This window comes from Enterobacter cloacae complex sp. GF14B (assembly GCF_004136805.1).
GTDB classification, from domain to species: domain Bacteria; phylum Pseudomonadota; class Gammaproteobacteria; order Enterobacterales; family Enterobacteriaceae; genus Enterobacter; species Enterobacter hormaechei_C.
The window spans coordinates 1-14479 of sequence record NZ_QFRV01000060.1 but is presented as its reverse complement, the minus strand read 5'-3'; the positions used below and the strand labels follow the sequence as shown (position 1 = coordinate 14479).

The following is a 14479-nucleotide window of genomic DNA, read 5'->3' as shown; positions in this document are numbered from 1 at the left end:
TTTTTTATCTGACGACCATCACCGGAATGTGGGTGTGGCGGATCACGCTGGAGGCGTTCGACCCCAGCAGGTGAGTGGTGATGGAAGGGTTACGTGAACCAATCACTACCACGTCGGCATTTAATTCCCCGGCAAGCTCATTAACGGCGTCGCGCACGCTACCGAACCGGACGTGGGTTTTGATGCGGGAAGGATCGATGCTGAAGTGCCCGACCATGGTTTGCAGGCGCGTCTCGGCTTCGTGCTGTAAATGCTCTTCAAAACGACGCACATCAGCAGCGAAACGATGCAGGCTCAGGCTGGCAGAGCCCGGCAAAACATGCAGAAGATGAATAATTCCGTCCTGCTGCGCGAGAAATTCCGCGTGACGTATAGCCTTATCACTCAGTTCCATTTCAAAAACATCAACCGGCATAATGATTGTTTGATACATAACCGTTTCTCCTTGTTAATAAACGCTGAAATCATTCAACCACAAAATATAAATGGTTTCTGTAATCCCGACAGCACTTTTTTATCTCGCCAGGATAAATCTCAAAACAGCCGAATTCCGGGGCAGATCCCGAGAGGTAGCTACCCTTTTATAAGCTTACCCACACCCTATCGGAGGTTGCATGAAAGCTCTCACCTATCACGGTCCACATCATGTTCGGGTCGATAATGTCCCCGATCCGGGCATCGAACAGCCTGACGATATCATCCTGCGCGTAACGGCCACGGCGATCTGTGGTTCTGATTTGCATCTTTATCGCGGAAAAATTCCCAAGGTCCAGCATGGCGATATCTTTGGTCATGAATTTATGGGCGAGGTGGTGGAGTGCGGGAGCGAAGTGAAGAACGTGCAGAAAGGTGACCGGGTGGTGATCCCGTTTGTAATTGCCTGCGGTGACTGCTTCTTTTGCCAGATGCAACAGTACGCGGCCTGCGAAAACACGAATCGCGGGCAGGGCGCGGCGCTGAACAAAAAGCAAATTCCCGCCCCTGCCGCGCTGTTTGGCTACAGCCATCTTTACGGCGGCGTGCCGGGCGGACAGGCGGAGTATGTGCGCGTCCCGAAAGGCAACGTGGGGCCGTTTAAAGTGCCTCAACTGCTGTCTGACGACAAAGCGCTTTTCCTGTCAGATATTCTGCCTACCGCCTGGCAGGCGGCGAAAAATGCGCAGATTCAGAGAGGCTCCAGCGTCGCCGTATTCGGGGCCGGGCCGGTGGGGCTACTGACCATTGCCTGCGCGCGGCTTCTCGGCGCAGAGCAGATTTTTGTGGTTGATCATCATCCCTATCGACTGCGGTTTGCCCAGGAGCGCTACGGCGCGATCCCGATTAACTTTGATGACGATAACGACGCGGCGGAGAAAATCATTGAGCAAACGGCCGGACAGCGCGGAGTGGATGCGGTGATTGATGCCGTCGGGTTTGAGGCCAAAGGCAGCACCACGGAAACGATCCTCAGTAACCTGAAAATTGAAGGCAGCAGCGGCAAAGCCCTGCGCCAGTGCATTGCTGCGGTGCGGCGCGGAGGCGTGGTCAGCGTGCCGGGCGTGTATGCCGGTTTTATACACGGCTTCCTGTTTGGCGATGCCTTCGATAAAGGGCTGAGCTTTAAGATGGGGCAGACCCACGTCCATGCCTGGCTGGGAGAGCTGCTGCCGCTTATCGAAAAAGGGCTGCTTACACCGGAAGATATTGTCACCCACTATCTTCCGCTGGCTGATGCGGAGCGCGCCTATAAAATCTTCGAAAAACGGGAGGAGGAGTGCCGCAAGGTGATCCTGGTGCCTGGTGCAGACACCCCGGAGGCAGCGCAGCAGAAAGTGAAGGGACTGGTGAATGCCTTCCCCGGCGGCGTTGTGTGAGGTTCCTCACTCACCAGTGGCGCTCAAGGTATAGCACGGCCACGACGAGGATCGCCAGGATGATGAGAAAAACCAGTGTGATAACAAGTATCTCACCCATGACCGTCCCCACGGCACCACAACAGAGTAAGCGTGGATTAAGCGGTTTTTGTCCGATATAACACAATCGGGTGAATTTGCGGAAAGAGGATGCGGGTGCATCCTCTGTGCAAAGCGGGGTCGCTTGTTCAGAAGGGATTAACGCAGGTAATCGCCAGCGGCTTCGGGCTGGTAGAACAGCTCAAGCACTTCCAGGTGAGCTGAGGCACCGCCCGGGAGTTCCCAGTGGATAGTATCGCCTGTGCGCAGTCCAAGCAGCGCCGCGCCCACGGGTGCCAGCACCGACAGTTGCGTGCTGCTGTCGGTCATCTGCGCCGGATAGACCAGCGTACGGGTGAGCTCCTCGCCGGTGGTCAGGTTGCGGAACTTCACCTGGCTGTTCATGGTGACCACATCATGCGGCATGGTCTCAGGCGTACACATCTGCGCCCGGTCTAGCTCTTCGTTCAGCGCATCGGCTACCGGCAGCGAGGCGAATTCTGGTTTCTCCAACAGTCGGTCAATACGTTCTGCGTCGAGTTCATTGATGATAATCGTAGGTCTGGACATTTTTACTCCATGTCGTTAATGCTGCGTGTAACGCAGAAACCAATCCAAAAGAAAACCCTCGCCGTCTGGCAGCGAGGGTTTAACTTAGCTGATGATACTGTCTGAAACCGTAAGTTTGAAGTGATGAAGGTCACAATCATGCGCCATATGAATTTTTGGCAATAAACCCGGCGTCCCGATTCACGCTGAACGGAAATTTCGTTACGCTGGAAAGACTGAACCCGGGCAATGCGCGTTGCAGCCCCAGCGTAGAGAGAGCGAAATGTACTTTTACCAACCTTCTCAGGGGCACGGCCTGCCGCACGACCCGCTGAACGCCATTATCGGTCCACGTCCAATTGGCTGGATCTCATCCTGTGATAAGGCCGGTCAACTGAACCTTGCCCCGTACAGCTTCTTTAACTGTTTTAACTATCGCCCACCGATCATTGGTTTTTCCAGCAATGGCTGGAAGGATAGCGTGCGGAATATTACCGAAACGGGGGAGTTTGTCTGGAACCTCGCAACGCGCGATCTGGCCGAGGCGATGAATGAAACCTCCGCCACGCTCCCTCATGGCGAGGATGAATTTACCTTTGCCGGCCTGACGCCCGTAGCCAGCCAGCTTGTGAGCTCGCCGCGCGTGGCGGAAAGCCCGGTGAATTTCGAGTGTCGATTGTCACAGTGCATTCAGCTTACCGGCGCGGATGGGACACCGATTGATACCTGGCTGGTGCTCGGCGAAGTCGTGGGCGTCCATATCGCCGAGAGTTTGCTGGAAGAGGGGATTTACCAGACCGCGAAAGCGCAGCCCATTCTGCGTGCGGGTGGACCGACGGCCTACTATGCCATCAGTGATAGCCATCGCTTCGACCTGGTACGCCCGGATGCGCGCAGGGGGTAATATGCGCGCAACCCTGTTGCCCGCCGATCAGCAGTTTTTTGCCGATCTGTTGAGCGGCCTGGTGCTCAACCCACAGCAGTTGGGGCGAGTCTGGTTTGCTCATCGTGGCGCGTCTGACGCTGTCGGAAGCGTGAGCCGCGACTGGCCACGGCTTGACGTCGTTCTTCGCGGGGAATATGGCAACAGACTGGTTGCCGGGCAGCAGCCCCTCCACCAGGGGGAAATGCTGTTTCTTCCCGCCCAGGCCGCCAGCGTCCCGGTGTTTGAACGACCGGTCATGCTGCTGAGCATTCTTTTCGCGCCGTCGTGGCTGGGGCTGGTGTTTCATGATACCCGGCACGGGCGATCCGTGCCTGCGCAGCGACACGTGGAGCTTCCTCACCCTGAACGAGGTGAGTGTGCCGCGATGCTGATGGCCCTGACGCACCTGAGCGCTTCCCCGCAGGACCAGGCTATTATTCAACCACTGGTGCTGAGTCTGCTGCACTGGTGCCGTAAAGTGGTGTCGTCGCTGCCTGAACCGGGAGTGTCGCGCGGGGATTTCCTCTATCAGAGCATTTGTAACTGGGTGCAGGAAAACTATGCTGAATCCTTGTCGCGGGACAGCGTCGCTTCGCTGTTTAATATTTCGGCTAACCATCTGTCACGCCTGTTCTCTCAACAGGGGACGATGAGTTTTGTGGATTACGTTCGTTGGGTGCGTATGGCGAAGGCGAGAACCATCCTGCAAAAATACCACCTGCCGGTGGGGGAAGTGGCGAAGCGCTGTGGCTATGCCGATAGCGACTATTTTAGCCGTCTTTTCCGGCGCCAGTTTGGCCTGACGCCGGGGGAGTATCGCGCACGCTTTCAGTGACAGTCAGAACGTGATTTCAGCGTTCAACAGATCCAGGATACTTTGCGGCGTCGTTGCTGCAAACAGCGACTCGCGAAATGTTTTATTGACCAGCTTCCGCGCCAGCTGGGAAAAGACCTTCACGTGATTAATCCCTTCCTGAGCGCCGAGCGTCAGCATGATCACCAGCTCGACGTCGCCCAAATCCGACTCCCAGTCAATCGCCTTGTCCAGACGGGCAATGCTGATGCTGGAATGGCGTATCCATTGCGATTTGGTGTGAGGGATCGCCACGCCAAACCCGACGGCGGTAGTGACAATCTCTTCGCGCTGCCAGAGATCTTCTTCAAGCTCGAGCGGGTTTTCGGTCCTGCCATGAATCGCAAGATTTCCGCATAAGAACTGAAGCACCTGCTCTTTTGAGGTCAGCGGCTCATTGACCACGATAGTCTCCAGCGCCAGCAATGGACGCGGCGGCGCTTCCGGTGTGAAATCCGCCAGCAGGGCTTCAATCTCCTCTGCGCTGCGGCTGTCGCAGGCCTTATCTGCCAGCGCCCGGCAGGTCGCCATGTCAAGCTGACGCAACTGGGTTTTTACCGCAGGGATGCGCGGCCCGCTCATGCTGAACTCATCTAAGCCCAGCCCAAGCAGAAGAGGGAGGTAGCGCTGCTCTCCGCCAAGTTCCCCGCAAATGCCGACCCATTTCCCGTGACGATGCGCTGCGGTGACGATCTGGCGAACCATGCGTAAAAAAGACGGTGTGATGGGGTTATACAGCCCCGAAACGCGCGGGTTGTTGCGATCGACAGCGTAGAGATACTGAGTCATATCGTTCGAGCCGATACTGAAGAAATCCACCTCTTCGCAGAAGTGATCGATGATAAAGCAGACTGAAGGCACTTCAACCATGATCCCCAGCGGCAGGCGCTCGGTGTGACGTAACCCCTGTGAGGCCAGGGCGTCACGAACGTTTTGCAGCTCCTGTTTGATCCATAAAATCTGATCGAGGCTGTGCACCATCGGGATCATCAACAGCGCATTGCCGCTTGCGCCTGCGCGTAAGATCGCGCGCAGTTGGGTGCGGAAGAGATCGGCAAATTCGGGATAAATGCGAACGGCGCGATAGCCGAGGAACGGGTTTTCTTCCTGGGGAATGTTCAGGTAAGGGATCTGCTTATCGCCGCCGATGTCCATTGTGCGAAAGATGACCGGCTTGCCCTGCGCGGAGAGCAGCACCTGCTGATAGGCTTCGAATTGCTCCTGCTCGTCCGGCGCGGTGTCTCTGTCCATATACAGCATTTCAGTGCGAAACAGCCCGATACCCTGCGCGCCGCAGGTAAACGCCCCGGGCGCTTCCAGCGCGCTGCCGATGTTGGCGGCAATCTCTACCGGTACGTTGTCGCGGGTGAGCGCTGGAAGACCCGCATCTTTGATCTGCTGCTGGTGGCGTCGGTCGGCAAGACGCTGCGCCACGCTGTAGTAATCATTCACCGCGTCGTTGGGTTCAACGACCAGCACGCTACAGATGCCGTCCAGAATGACCTCTTTTCCCATCAACGGCGCCAGTGAGGCGACCGTTAAACCACTCAGCACAGGCACGGAGGCCGCGCGTGCCAGGATCAGCGTATGCGACGTCCGGCCTGTTTTTTCAAGCACCATGCCTTTCAGGTACTGCGTGTCGAGGCTGAGAAACTGGCTGGGCGTCAGATCTTCCGCCACCAGAATAGTGGGGGCGCTGAGGGTGAATGCGGAGGTTTGCTGCAACTCCGGCCAGGTAATGTTAAGAAGCTGCTCGCTGATGTCGCGAATATCGCTGACGCGTTCACGCAGGTAGTCGCTGGCGGAGAGTGACAGCTTGTCGCAGATCAGCTCCATATTACGAATGATCGCCTCCGCAAGGCTTAGCCGCTCCTCGGCGATCAGTCGGCGTATGGTGCCGCCAAACTCCTCATCCTGGATCAGCGAAAGATGCGCGCTGAGAATGGTTTTACTCTCGCCGTCCAGCCCGCGCAAGCGGTGGTTGAGCTGTTCGGCCAGCGTCGCCAGGCTGTGTTCCAGGCGGGTAATATCTTCCGGCGAGGCGGGGATCTGACAATAACGTTTGAGGTTATCGCTCTGCCAGCCTCGCAGAGTGCCAGCCCCGATGCCACTGGCGAGCGTAATGCCGTGCTGAAGATGGGGAGCAAGCCTTACGAGCGAGCGGGGCAGGGGATGCGCAACGTGCGGCGCGTCGCCGGAGGGAATACTGTCGCTGTCGATAAACGCGCCGGTGAGATACGCCTCCAGCACGCGTCGGGCCTGCTCCTCGTCGCTGCCGTTAATTTCCAGCACGCAGCTGTCATTAAACAGCGTACCGGTACTGATCAGCGCCAGCGAGCTTTTGGCATCCGCGTGAGTGTGAAGCCGTCTGTTGATAAAACGGATGTCGCTGCGCCATGCGCTGCACTGCTCTTTTAACGCCCAGGCCGGACGCGCATGCAGGCCGTTGGGCAGTGGGCAGAAAAATTCAATTGAAAGCATACTTCCTCCTGGCCGCGTGAGATCAGCATCTGAAGTCCGTCAGATGATCCACGGTCTCACGGTTCATGCCTGCCACAAGCGCGACAAGCAGTTGTTGGGTGTGATGAATGTCTTTTTCGTCGGCAATGGATGCCGCGCAGTGCCCGTGTCGGGTAGGGGGACCAAGCACAAGAGTCGGCACGCCAGTGCCGAAGAGATGGATCGCCCCGCCGTCCGTTCCGCCGTTGCTGAACATGTCTTTTTGCAGCGGGATCCCCTGCGAGCGCGCGATTGTCTCAGCCAGCGCAATCAGTTTGGCTGGGGCGATGAGCGTTTTGTCGTACAGCACCAGCATCGGGCCCGCACCGATCTGGCGATGGTTGGCGCTGCCATAATCGAAATTTTTTGACCAGCAGGCGGTATCCAGCACCAGCGCGATATCAGGATGAATGGCGCGCGTGGCGGTCTGGCCGCCGCGCAGGCCGACCTCTTCACTTGAGCTGGCCACCAGCCAAAGCTCGCAGTCGAGCGGCGTCTGGTGCAGCTCGCGCAGCAGCGCGATCAGCAGGTAACAGCCGAGACGATCGTCGAAGGCTTTACCCATCACCCGATTGTGGGGAAGGATTTGAAAGGGTGTATCGAACGTCACGCGGTCGCCTGCGTCGATACCGGCGGCGAACACCTCCTCCGCCGACGTCGCGCCAATGTCGACACGCAAATTGTCAACGTTTTCTCCTTTCAGATCCCCATCCAGCAGTCCCGGTATTTTTTTCCCGTTACGCGTGGTGATGCGCACCGGCTGAAGGGTACGGGCCATCATGCGCACGTTGCCGATGGGCAGGACATCAATGGCCCCTTCGCGCGAGACGCTACGCACCATAAAACCGACTTCATCCATATGGGCGCAGACCATCACCTTCGGGCCCCGGCTCTGGTTGACGCGGATAAGCACGGAACCCAGCCCATCAAACTGAACCTCTTTATGGTATTTTTGCGCCTCACTGAGCAGGATGTCGCGCACCTCTTGCTCTGAGGCCGCAATGGCGTCTGCTTCGCTCAGGGCGCGCAGTAAATCTCTGTCCACTCTTGTTCTCCCGTCAGCAATAGCCGTTTGTCGAGGGTATAAAGCACCTCGGCGCCCGTTTCCGTCACCAGCACCACATCTTCAATTCGTACCCCGCCCAGGTGTTCAAGGTAGATCCCCGGCTCAACGGTCAGCACCATGCCGGGCTGCAACGGGGTGCGGTCGGTAGGGGAAAAACGTGGATTTTCATGAACATCAATACCAATGGCATGGCCGGTGTTATGCCCGAACTGCGGACCGTAACCTGCACGTTCAATCACGGAACGTGCGGCGCTATCGATCTGATGACAGGAAACGCCGGGGCGGATGGCATCAATAGCTGCCTGTTGTGCCGCCAGAACGATCTGGTACACCGCATAGAGAGGGTGTTCCTCCGGCGGCGTGTTTTGCCCGGCGACAAGAAAGGTCCTTGTCATATCCGAGCAATACCCCTGGTGTTGGGCGCCGAAATCAAGGGTGATCATCTCGCCAGGCATAATCACTTTGTCAGAGGCTTTGCCGTGGGGCAGCGCACCGCGCGGCCCGCTGGCGACAATGGTGTCGAAAGAGGGCTTGTCCGCGCCCTCCTGCTTCATAAACCACTCCAGCTCGGCAGCGACTTCACGTTCGCGCATACCGGGCTGAATGAAACGCCGGATGTGCTGTGCGGCGCGGTCGGCAATGCCGCATGCTGCACGGATACGGTCGATTTCGTCAGCGGTTTTTATCTGCCGCAGCGCGTCAAGCGAGGTGCTGCAAAGGGCGGTATTCAGCGTATCGCGCCACAGCACGCCTGTTTGCCAGCTCACGTATTCACCCTCAAAGCCAAGACGGGTGAGAGCTTCCTTCGCAATAATCTGGTTCACCGCCTGCGCAAACGGGTTCTCCGTGTTAAGCAGATGCATCTCATAGCCCGCCGCTCGTGAAGCGATATCGCTGTAGTAACGGAAATCCACCAGGATATGTGCCGCGGTTTGTGTCACCAGTACATAGCCCGAACCGGTTGAAATGCCCAGGTGCGGCTGTTTATTCTGGCGCGAAGAGATGAGCACGCCGTCCAGTTTTTCCGCAGCCAGCCAGGCACGAAGCCTTCTCAGTAATTCCATGGTTCACCCCGTTACAGCGTGTCGATAGCGAGTTTCCCGCGCTTGTGCAGACTGTTACGAATAATCACTACCAACAGCGCGGTGATCGCCGCCCCGACCACAATACTGAGCATATACGCTCCCAGATTGGTGACCAGTGGCCACGCCCAGATCGCCGATTCAGGGAACCACTGCACGGCACCGAGCGCGGTGGCAGTCATTGCACCGGCGATCGCGCCCGCCATATACGCCGGCAGCGTCGCAAGCGGATTTTCCAGCAGGAACGGGATGGCCCCTTCACTGATGCCCATAAAGGCGAGGAACATGGCCGTTTTGCCTTGCGGATAAAGCTGCGGACTAAACAGGCGTTTGCCGGTCAGACGATGGTCAATCAGCGTGGCCAGCCCCAGACCAATGGGCGGAATAACAATCGCCACGGCGCGGGAGGTGATGGGCAGGACATGATCGGTTGTCAGCCCCAGGCCAACAAATCCCGCCGCTTTGTTAATGGGGCCGCCAAGATCAATCGCCGTGGCCGCCGCCATCCCGATGGCGTACATCATGGAGCCTGCCTGACCCGCCGCCAGCAGTACGGTCCGCATACCTGCATTCAGCCAGCCGCCAATCGGCGTGATGATGTAATACATCGCCAGCATCACAAACAGCGCCGAGAGGATTGGGATCAGAAAGGTGCTTTTAAAGGCCAGCAGATACTGTGGAACGTTAATGCGGCTATTCAGCCATTTGACCAGATAGCCTGCGGCTATGGCGATAATCAGCGCGCCAATAAACGTGGAGGGCACGGGTTTGGTGGCAAGCCAGGTCAGTTTTTCCGCATCAAAGTTCAGCACCAGCGTCGGCTGCGTGGCGACAAGGCCACCGATAAACCCGGCCGGGAAGGCCAGTTTTCCGCCGATAGAGTTGGCGACAAAGGCGGCAAACATTGGGATGGCGAAGCTGAACAGCAGCCCGCCGAACGATTCAGTCAGATAGCCAAATTTCAATAGCGAGAGATTGAAACCGGTGAATTTGCCTGAGTTAAGCGCGTCGAGAATACCGGTGTCAGGCGGGATCTCCAGCCAGACGTAGGCGATAAGCTGTGAAATGGCGAGGATAACCCCGCCCATGATAAGTGTTGGCACCATGCGGGATATCCCCGACATAATGTGCTGTGGAAGCTCTTTCCAGAAAGACGCACCGGCGGCAACCGGTGCGGATTTGATGGCAAGAGTGTCACCCTCGTGACTGTCCGGGCGAACCGCGCTGCGTTTTTTAATAGCCATGACGAAAACCCCTGGATGTGAAGATTATTATTGTTCTGCTGCAATCATCTCTTCGATCTCTTTCAGGGTGCCTGCCGCGTTTTTAATGGCGTCCTGAAGCGTAATCTCATACACGTCGCGCATTTCGAAGCGTTCATTGTCTTCCGGGGTGATCGCGATGGCGTGGATGATAATGTCAGCGTCGGCAATATCCTGCGGGGTCAGGCGATTCTGGATCCCGTCCGCGCCCTGGGTTTCAATTTTTACCTCATAACCGGCTTCCGTCGCCGCGTCTTCCAGCGCCTGGGCTGCCATGAAGGTATGTGCCAGGCCCATCGGGCAGGCGCACAGTGCAATCAGTTTTTTAGCCATGTGAAATTCCTCCTGTAGATAACGCCACGATTATGACGGGGAGGTTTCAGTGATGTTTACCAGATTAATAATGCTTTTGCTGGAAAAATGATGCGTGTGAGCGGAAGTGTGAGGTTAATCGTCATATCACGGAAGCCAATGAAAAACCGGGCAAAAAGTTGCCCGGCGCAGCATCAGTAACCGGCTTTATCAATGACAAACTGTTTGCCGCAGTTGCCCGGATGCGGCTGTGGCGCAAAGGAGCCGTCAGAGAGTGGGTTGTTGATGGTGCTGGCGTTCAGCGAGATCTGCATTTCGGTCAGATAAGCCGGATTGCCGTGGCAGGTAAGCTTGAACGCTTTTACGCTCTGTTTTCCCCAGCTTTTGGCCACGGCTGTATCGAAGTCGCTGCGGCGGACGCTTTTGCCATAGTTTTCCGCCAGAAATTTTCCTGCCGCGCTGTGCTTCACTTCCTGGTTCATGCGCACCATGGTGCCGAAGTAAGCGTCGGGATCAAAACCAAAGCAGACGCCGTGTTTCGCGTATTCATAACGTTCAAGGCAGGAGTTGCCGCCCGCGCCGGGCATCACGCTGTTCAGCTTCGCCGCGCCCGTTAGCGATAGTCCGGTCTCTGCGGCGTCACATTTGCGGCTGGCTTTTGCTTCCGGCATATTCGGAACCGGACGAGTGGCGCAGCCGAAGCGCATCCAGCGGCGTTCATCCACTCCGCGAGCGGCAATCGATTTCGGCAATGCTGGCCATAAGCCGTGGACGGTCAGAAAATCGGTTTTGTTGCTGCTCTCTTTTTGCAGGCGACACTCTTCCGGTTCGTCACGGTTACGTTCGACCATGCTCTGGCAAAATCCGGTTTGCCAGGAAAGGGCCAGAACGTAGCGATCGAAATCGCCGTACTGGGTTGGCTTAAGCGGATCTGCCTGAATTGAGAAGACACAGAGTGCAAGCGCTACTGCGCCAGACGGGATAACGATATCCTTCCTGAACATTTGCTTTCCTGATTGGTTGGGCGCGATTAATTTCTGGGGGTTATTAAAGCACAAAAAGCGCCCGCAGGCGCTTTTTGGATATCAGGAATTTCGCTTAGGCAGCGCCGGGAACCAGCACTTCGGTGGCGATAATAACGATAATCAGGCCAACCAGCACCGGCACTGACGTGCGTTTTACCACTTCAAACGGAGAGATTTTCGCCATCCCCGCAACCGCAACCACCACGCCCGATACCGGAGAAATGGTACGACCCAGGTTGGAGGCCTGAAGCATTGGAATGGACAGGTAAGCCGGGTTGATGCCGGAGGAGTGTGCCAGCTTAGGGATCATCTCAACAAAGGCGTAGAACGGCGCGTTACCGGAGCCGGTGGTCATCGCCGCCAGCATGGTCAGCACCACCAGCACCAGCATCAGGATAATGCTGGCCGAGCCGAACGAGGTGGCGATAGAGATCAGGCTCTGAATAAAGCCGATGGTGCTCAGCCCCTGGGCAAACACCCCCGCGGCAACCAGCAGCATCACCACGCCCGCGAAGGCATCCGCCATACCGCGGAAGGCTACTTCCAGACCCGTGAACACTTTCTGGGTGTTAAAACCACGAACGAACTCCAGGATGGCCGCCAGCAGCATACAGATCACCAGGATAGTGATGATGTGCAGCTGCGGGCCCCATTTGCCGTCGAAAATAAGCACGCCAATAATCGGCGTGAAGGGCAGGATGGAATAAAACGCCGGGGCGGTAGTGGTGATTTCGCTGACGTCCATCATTTCGTGGCTGACGTTCTCTTTCTTATCGAGATAGCGCTGCCAGAAGAAATGCGCCACGCCCATGCCGAGAATAGCGGTGATGGAGATCGGCAGTGTGGTTTTGAAGGCGAAGTCAATTAGCGACATTTCCGCGGCTTTCGCGGCCAGCACTACGTCACCGGAAGTAGGGGAGAGAATAATCGCCGCCGGAGAGGCGCAAATAGCCGCCGCTGCACCACGGCTGATCCCGACGTTAACCATTACCGGGAACAACGTTGCCATTAACAGCACGCCAAGGCCCGTTGCTGAGGAAACGGCTAATGACATCAGACAGGCCAGGAAATAGGCCGCGACCATCAGCAGATAGGGGGAGTTAATATATTGCAGCGGCTTAGAAGCCAGTTTTACCACCATATCATTCGCGCCGATATGGGTCATATAGGCAGCAAATCCGCAGAGCATCATGATCATCATGCCCAGATCGCCGCCGCGGCTCATCAGCAGAATTTTTATATATTCCACAATATCGGTAGCGGTATATCCGGTACTGGCTTCGCTGGCGGGTAAAACCTGATGACCCATTAGCGCGCTAATGATCAGCAGCGTCAGGCCGCCGACAAATAGCACGCCGGTGGCTGAGTAACCTTTAATGATGTAGCGTGCTACACCGACAATGACCACGACTCCAATGAGGAGTTCGAGAAAAGTAAGCATGATTTCCCCTATTTCCTTGCTGCCCGAGAGACAAATAATCAATAAAAAAGAAGCTGAAATGTGCCGAATAAATGTCCAGTCCTTGCTGATTAAAATCAAGAAAGAGACTACTAAAGGCACTGATGACGATATTTTTGCTAACCCTGCGTCATTTATATTAAGACGTTATTGACCTGATGAATAGATATTATATGTCATTAAATTGATGGTGAAGTGTTAAGGTTTTGAGTATTACTTGCCGACAATCGATTTAAAACGTAAATCTCTTTAAAACCACTTCTCTTTCATTCTTTTGCCTGCTTATACTCGGTTCACTTTCTCCTGTCCGACGATCTCAATATGTACGCCAGCTGGACATATCGCCTGCGCTTTATCAAAAAACATCTGCTGATGTTTTTGCTGGCGTTTGGCTGGCTGTTGATCCAGACTCAGGTGGCCGTCGCCTCCCATCAATGTTCAATGGATTTGCGCGGCGAGGTGGCCACCATCCAGCATATGGAGATGATGGCGCAACCGGGGCCGCATTATGCTGCCGGTGCTTCACCGCTGTGTGAAAAACATTGTGTGCCGGATCAGGTACAAAAAGATCCTGCCCAGCCGCATCTGGTGGCGCTGCCTGCCGCCATGACCCTGACCTTAACTCCGCCAGAGTGCTCGTCTGCAAGCCATTCTGCGTGGTCCGTTACCCCTCCTGCTGTGGGGCCGCCGGCAACGATCCGCTATTGCCGGTTTCGGGAGTAAAAACCTGTTAATTCGTTGATTTTATTTACTTAACGTTTAACAGGAGTTTTATCATGCGTACCGTATTCCTTTCCGCGCTGGTTGGCGCGTCCGTCTCTTTCGCTTCTTATACCGTTCAGGCAAACCAGACCTGGCAGGGCCGCGGCGTGGTTCAGTCGATCTCTGACAGCGCCGTCATGCTCCGGCACGAGGCCATACCGGAACTAAAATGGTCAGCGATGACCATGCCGTTTACTTTATCTGCCGGCGCCACGCTGAATGGCACCAAACCGGGGGATGAGGTGACCTTCACGCTTGAGCGTGCGGGTGACGGTTTCCAGATTATCTCGCTGACGCCAGCGCGCTAAGCGAGGTCACCATGAAACAACACACACTGAGCCTGTGGCTCGGTGGGGTGTTGTTCGGCCTGTTAACCTCCGCCGCGCAGGCGGAGCCGTGGACGCTCGAACACACCCTGACCGAAGCCCAGCGCTACTCAGCAGAACTCTCCGCCAGCCGTAACGAAGCGCAGGCGCTGGATGCGATGGCGGATTCCGCCACGCAATTACCTGACCCAAAACTGAAATTCGGTATCGAAAACGTGCCGGTACAGGGCAGCAACGATCGGCGGCTGACGCGCGAAGGGATGACCATGCAGAAGGTTGGCATCATGCAAAGCTACGTCAGCTCAGAGAAGCGGGAACGTAAAGCGCAGACCTTTCAGGCGCAGGCGCGAAGCGTGCTGGCAAAATCCGAGGCCGTCCGCGCCGCGCTTCAGCGTGATACCGCCCAGGCCTGGCTGGATCTGGCGCTG

15 protein-coding genes and 1 pseudogene are annotated in these 14479 nt (G+C 56.4%); 6 read left to right on the top strand and 10 right to left on the bottom strand.

What is annotated here, in order from left to right:
• Positions 1–4: 4 nt before the first annotated feature.
• Positions 5–433, bottom strand: a complete 429-nt coding sequence (gene uspG / locus DD606_RS17770; protein ID WP_022650588.1) for a universal stress protein UspG — start codon at positions 431–433, stop codon at positions 5–7.
• 181 nt (positions 434–614) lie between these two features.
• On the opposite strand from uspG, the gene DD606_RS17765 reads away from it, so the two are divergent.
• Complete coding sequence (locus tag DD606_RS17765) at positions 615–1853, top strand: zinc-dependent alcohol dehydrogenase (protein WP_022650589.1); 1239 nt, start codon at positions 615–617, stop codon at positions 1851–1853.
• A gap of 10 nt (positions 1854–1863) precedes the next feature.
• On the opposite strand, the gene yldA is transcribed toward DD606_RS17765, so the two are convergent.
• Together yldA and rnk are read right to left on the bottom strand one after the other, a co-directional pair.
• Positions 1864–1953 (bottom strand): small membrane protein YldA, encoded by a 90-nt coding sequence (yldA, locus tag DD606_RS26645; RefSeq protein WP_015571155.1) that lies wholly within the window; start codon positions 1951–1953, stop codon positions 1864–1866.
• Positions 1954–2090: 137 nt separating this feature from the next.
• Entirely contained in the window at positions 2091–2501 is a 411-nt protein-coding gene (gene rnk, locus DD606_RS17760) for a nucleoside diphosphate kinase regulator (protein ID WP_032608834.1), read from the bottom strand.
• Between the two features lie 262 nt (positions 2502–2763).
• Between rnk and DD606_RS17755 the strand changes: the two genes are divergently transcribed.
• Positions 2764–3384 (top strand): flavin reductase family protein, encoded by a 621-nt coding sequence (locus DD606_RS17755; protein ID WP_003858756.1) that lies wholly within the window; start codon positions 2764–2766, stop codon positions 3382–3384.
• 1 nt (position 3385) lies between these two features.
• Positions 3386–4240, top strand: coding sequence for an AraC family transcriptional regulator (locus DD606_RS17750; RefSeq protein ID WP_045332385.1), 855 nt, complete (start codon positions 3386–3388; stop codon positions 4238–4240).
• A 3-nt stretch (positions 4241–4243) separates the two neighbouring features.
• On the opposite strand, the gene ptsP is transcribed toward DD606_RS17750, so the two are convergent.
• The 7 genes from ptsP to dcuC all read right to left on the bottom strand — a co-directional run bounded on the left by ptsP (position 4244) and on the right by dcuC (position 12945).
• Complete coding sequence (ptsP, locus tag DD606_RS17745; protein WP_063855152.1) at positions 4244–6739, bottom strand: phosphoenolpyruvate--protein phosphotransferase; 2496 nt, start codon at positions 6737–6739, stop codon at positions 4244–4246.
• Positions 6740–6761: 22 nt separating this feature from the next.
• Positions 6762–7802 carry an aminopeptidase gene (gene ypdE, locus DD606_RS17740; RefSeq protein ID WP_023324306.1) on the bottom strand — a complete coding sequence of 347 codons (1041 nt, stop codon included), beginning with the start codon at positions 7800–7802 and terminating at the stop codon, positions 6762–6764.
• Positions 7775–8887 (bottom strand): aminopeptidase, encoded by a 1113-nt coding sequence (gene ypdF, locus DD606_RS17735; protein ID WP_063944382.1) that lies wholly within the window; start codon positions 8885–8887, stop codon positions 7775–7777. The genes ypdE and ypdF overlap by 28 nt, the downstream gene beginning before the upstream one ends.
• Before the next feature lie 11 nt (positions 8888–8898).
• Entirely contained in the window at positions 8899–10149 is a 1251-nt protein-coding gene (locus tag DD606_RS17730; protein ID WP_003858745.1) for a PTS fructose transporter subunit IIC, read from the bottom strand.
• Positions 10150–10176: 27 nt separating this feature from the next.
• A complete protein-coding gene (locus DD606_RS17725; RefSeq protein WP_058659397.1) occupies positions 10177–10500 on the bottom strand; it encodes a PTS fructose transporter subunit IIB in 324 nt (107 codons plus the stop codon).
• 173 nt (positions 10501–10673) lie between these two features.
• Positions 10674–11483: a ribonuclease I gene (rna, locus tag DD606_RS17720; RefSeq protein ID WP_023315614.1), complete on the bottom strand. Its 810-nt coding sequence runs from the start codon at positions 11481–11483 to the stop codon at positions 10674–10676.
• A gap of 94 nt (positions 11484–11577) precedes the next feature.
• A complete protein-coding gene (gene dcuC / locus DD606_RS17715; protein WP_017382481.1) occupies positions 11578–12945 on the bottom strand; it encodes an anaerobic C4-dicarboxylate transporter DcuC in 1368 nt (455 codons plus the stop codon).
• A 339-nt stretch (positions 12946–13284) separates the two neighbouring features.
• On the opposite strand from dcuC, the gene DD606_RS17710 reads away from it, so the two are divergent.
• The 3 genes and pseudogenes from DD606_RS17710 to DD606_RS17700 all read left to right on the top strand — a co-directional run.
• Complete coding sequence (locus DD606_RS17710) at positions 13285–13686, top strand: hypothetical protein (protein ID WP_032608844.1); 402 nt, start codon at positions 13285–13287, stop codon at positions 13684–13686.
• 53 nt (positions 13687–13739) lie between these two features.
• Positions 13740–14033: a copper-binding protein gene (locus DD606_RS17705; protein ID WP_032608845.1), complete on the top strand. Its 294-nt coding sequence runs from the start codon at positions 13740–13742 to the stop codon at positions 14031–14033.
• 11 nt (positions 14034–14044) lie between these two features.
• Positions 14045–14479: pseudogene (locus DD606_RS17700) on the top strand (heavy metal RND transporter); the annotation flags it as partial.

Excerpts from the sequence above, each read along its gene's own strand:
- DD606_RS17710 (WP_032608844.1), top strand. The coding sequence starts at position 13,285 with ATGTACGCCAGCTGGACATATCGCCTGCGCTTTATCAAAAAACATCTG.
- DD606_RS17705 (WP_032608845.1), top strand. The coding sequence starts at position 13,740 with ATGCGTACCGTATTCCTTTCCGCGCTGGTTGGCGCGTCCGTCTCTTTC.
- DD606_RS17755 (WP_003858756.1), top strand. The coding sequence starts at position 2,764 with ATGTACTTTTACCAACCTTCTCAGGGGCACGGCCTGCCGCACGACCCG.
- DD606_RS17750 (WP_045332385.1), top strand. The coding sequence starts at position 3,386 with ATGCGCGCAACCCTGTTGCCCGCCGATCAGCAGTTTTTTGCCGATCTG.
- dcuC (WP_017382481.1), bottom strand. The coding sequence starts at position 12,945 with ATGCTTACTTTTCTCGAACTCCTCATTGGAGTCGTGGTCATTGTCGGT.
- DD606_RS17765 (WP_022650589.1), top strand. The coding sequence starts at position 615 with ATGAAAGCTCTCACCTATCACGGTCCACATCATGTTCGGGTCGATAAT.
- yldA (WP_015571155.1), bottom strand. The coding sequence starts at position 1,953 with ATGGGTGAGATACTTGTTATCACACTGGTTTTTCTCATCATCCTGGCG.
- DD606_RS17730 (WP_003858745.1), bottom strand. The coding sequence starts at position 10,149 with ATGGCTATTAAAAAACGCAGCGCGGTTCGCCCGGACAGTCACGAGGGT.
- uspG (WP_022650588.1), bottom strand. The coding sequence starts at position 433 with ATGTATCAAACAATCATTATGCCGGTTGATGTTTTTGAAATGGAACTG.
- ypdF (WP_063944382.1), bottom strand. The coding sequence starts at position 8,887 with ATGGAATTACTGAGAAGGCTTCGTGCCTGGCTGGCTGCGGAAAAACTG.
- ptsP (WP_063855152.1), bottom strand. The coding sequence starts at position 6,739 with ATGCTTTCAATTGAATTTTTCTGCCCACTGCCCAACGGCCTGCATGCG.
- rnk (WP_032608834.1), bottom strand. The coding sequence starts at position 2,501 with ATGTCCAGACCTACGATTATCATCAATGAACTCGACGCAGAACGTATT.
- rna (WP_023315614.1), bottom strand. The coding sequence starts at position 11,483 with ATGTTCAGGAAGGATATCGTTATCCCGTCTGGCGCAGTAGCGCTTGCA.
- DD606_RS17725 (WP_058659397.1), bottom strand. The coding sequence starts at position 10,500 with ATGGCTAAAAAACTGATTGCACTGTGCGCCTGCCCGATGGGCCTGGCA.